At 63.3% G+C, this 3,482-nt stretch carries 1 protein-coding gene; it reads left to right on the top strand.

Features of this window, described 5'->3' with window-relative positions; translation table 11 throughout:
- Window positions 1-82: 82 nt before the first annotated feature.
- The coding region (locus QD357_RS31545) for a filamentous hemagglutinin N-terminal domain-containing protein (protein WP_414125906.1) at window positions 83-3,482 on the top strand (3,400 nt) is incomplete at its 3' end.

The raw sequence follows: 3,482 nt of genomic DNA, 5'->3' as shown, positions 1-3,482 counted from the left end.
GTCCGGGCGAGGCAAGATATAGGCGACATTGTCCTGCGAGATCCGCGGACGTGGCCTAGCCTCAAAAGGGCGAGAGCGTATCGTGCGTAAACATTCAGGGCAGGATTCCAACAAATCGTTCAATGAGCGGATTGTCTTTCGGTCGACGGCAAGCAATGCCATTCACCGGCTTGCGCGCCTCGGACGGCAATCGCTGGCCGTCACCCTTAGCGCGCTTCTGTTTTTACAGCCGGCGATTGCCAATGCCCAATCGATATCGGCAAGCACGACGGCGCCCGCCGCCAACCAGCCGAGTGTCGGGGCTGCGCCGAACGGCGTGCCGCTGATCGACATCGTCACCCCGAACGCCGCCGGCCTGTCACACAACAAATACGACAGCCTGTCGGTTGGCACCCAGGGCGCGATCCTCAACAACTTCAAGGGCGAGCAGGGCACCTCGAACCTTGGCGGCGTCACGCCGGGCAATCCCAACCTCAATGGCTCGAACCCGGCCTCGGTCATTTTGAACGAGGTGACCAGTTCCAATCGCTCGGCGCTGAACGGTCCAATAGAAGTGTTCGGTGGTCGCGCCGACGTCATAGTGGCTAACCCCAACGGAATAACCTGCAATGGCTGCGGCTTCATCAACACGCCGCATGCCACCCTGACCACCGGTGTGCCCACGATCGGCAGCGACGGCAGCCTGACGGGTTTCACCGTCAATGGCGGTGATGTCACCTTCGAAGGAGCAGGGGGCAATTTTGCCGCCAGCCCCGGTTCTGTCGATCTGTTCGACGTCGTTGCGCGCAACATCCACGTCAATGCGCCGATCTACGGCAAGACCGTCCGTCTGACGGGCGGTGCCAGCCAATACAACTATGCGACCGGCGAGGCCACAGCGCTGACCGCCACCTCCGGCACACCGGAATATGCGATCGACGGCACGGCGCTCGGCGCCATGCAGGCCGACCGCATTAAGATCGTCGTTACCGAGAAGGGTGCCGGCGTTAACATGAGCGGCGACATGGCCGCCAATGCCGGCGAACTGTCGCTGTCGGCCGATGGCAAGATCTCGATCGGCAATGCCTCGGGTAGCCAGGGCGTCAGCATCACCTCGAAGCAGAAGATTACGGCCGCCAAGGTGAGCTCGAAGGCGAAGGTCGCCATTCAGGCCGATCAGGGGATTACCCTGCAGTCGGTCGCGGCCGACGACGATATTACCCTGTTGAGCGGCGGTGGCCTGCTGAGTGTCGCGGGTGACAGCAACAGCGCCGCCAATCTGGTGATGAGCTCGGCCGGCGGTATTGCCGCCGCCAATGTCACGGCCGGTGGCACGGCGACGCTTTTGGCCTCGGCCGGCAATATCGCTTTGACGGGAGCTGCCAACAGCACGGGTGCGCTGTCGATCACCGCGACCTCCGGTTCGATCTCGGCCGCCTCGCTGCTGAGCTACAACAATATCGGCCTCAATGCCGGTCTCGATATTTCCGTTGCCGGCACGGTCTTTGCTCAGGGTACAATTGCCGCTACCGGCCGGTCGATCTCGAGCGGCGCCACCGTCTCCGGTCTCGACATCGCCGCCACCCAGGCGGATGCGGCGGGCAAAACCGTGCTGGCGAGTGCTGCCGACCTGCAACTGACGGCAACAAGCGGTGCGGTCAATGCCGCAAGCCTGCTGTCCTCCGGCAACATCACGGTCGATGCGACGTCGCTGACGGCCCAAAATGTCACTTCGCATGGTGCTGTCGGCATCAACGCCGCCACCAATATTTCCGGACAGCTTCTCGCCTCGGGCGATGTCGCCATCAACGGCCAAGGCATTCAGGCGGCAACAATTGCTTCGGGCGTCGATTTTGCCGCCACCGATGCAGCGGGCGGCACTATCGCTCTCGGGTCCTCCGGCACGCTCGATCTGACCGCCGGCGCCGGCACGACCGACGTCGATACCCTGCTGTCGGCCGGTGATCTGACGGCCCAGGCGGCACTGCTGCAGTCAACCAATATCACCAGCCACGGCAATGTCGGCATCGATGGCGGCGTCGATGTCAGCAGCCAACTGCTTGCTGCCGGTGCGATCACCATCAATGGCAACACCAATGGCGTCAGCGCCGATCTTCTCGCCTCCGGCGTCGATTTTGCCGCGACCCAGGCGGCCGGCGGCAATATCGTGTTGGCGAATAGCGGCGATCTGACCATCAACGACAGCGCCGGCGCCATAAAGGCGGGCACCATCCTGTCGGCCGGCACGATCGATGTGGTCGGTCAGACGATCACTGCCGACAATATCACAGGCCATAAGGACATCACCCTTGCCGGCACCACCAGCACGACGGCCGGCAGCGGTCGTATTGACATCAGCGGCCAGGTTCTCGGCGCTGGCAATGTCAACCTCTCCGGTTCCAGCATTGCCGCCGACGCCCTCGTCTCCGGCGTCGATATTGCCGCCACCAACGCGGCCGGCGGCACGATTGTCCTTGGTACCACGGCAGCCGGAACCGGCAATCTGACACTGACGGCGTCCGGCGCGCTCAGCGCCGGAACGCTGTTGTCGTCAGGCGATCTTACTGCCAGCGCCGCGACCATTGCGGCCGACGATATCTCCGCCCATGGCGACATGATACTCGGCGGCGCGATCGGCACGACGACCGCAAGCGGTCGCGTGGACGTTACCGATCAGATCCTTGGCGCCGGCAACATATCGATCACTGGCCAGAGCTTGTCGGTGCAGACGCTGGTTGCCGGCATCGACTTTGACGCCACCGATGCCGCCGGCGGCACTGTCGTGCTTGGCCAGAGCGGTGACCTGACGGTCTTGGTCAGCGGTGCTGCGGCGGCGTCGACCATCGAGGCCGCTGGTGCGATCGACGTCAATGGCGCGACCATTACCGCCGACGCGATCACCGGCCTTGGGAATATCAGCGTTTCCGGGACCACCACCGTCAGCGGACAAGTTCTCAGCGGCGGTGACATCGGCATATCCGGCTCCAACATCACCGCCGGTGCCATCGTCTCCGGTATCGATTTCGCCGCGACTGCAGCCAACGGCGGCATTGTGCTCGCCAATAGCGGTGATCTGACACTTGCCGCGACCGGCGTGCTTGATGCAGGCACGTTGCTATCGGCAGGCGATCTCAGTGCCAGTGGTGTGACCGTCACTGCCGATACGGTCACCGCCCATGGAGACGTGACGCTTGGCGGCGCCATAAGCGTTACCGATCAGATCCTTGGCGCCGGCAACATATCGATCACTGGCCAGAGCTTGTCGGTGCAGACGCTGGTTGCCGGCATCGACTTTGACGCCACCGATGCCGCCGGCGGCACTGTCGTGCTTGGCCAGGCGGGTGATCTTTCGGTCTCAACCAACGGTGCTGCGGCGGCATCGACCATCGAGGCCGCTGGTACGATCGACGTCAATGGCGCGACCGTTACTGCCGCTGCCGTTACCGGCCACAAGGACATCTCCCTTTCTGGTGCGAGCGATATTAGCGGTCAGATCCTTGGTG

Source organism: Rhizobium sp. BR 317, assembly GCF_047445835.1.
In the GTDB taxonomy this organism is placed as follows: Bacteria; Pseudomonadota; Alphaproteobacteria; order Rhizobiales; family Rhizobiaceae; genus Rhizobium; species Rhizobium paranaense.
Note: the sequence above shows the minus strand (reverse complement) of the source record. Positions and strands in the feature narration are given on the sequence as shown.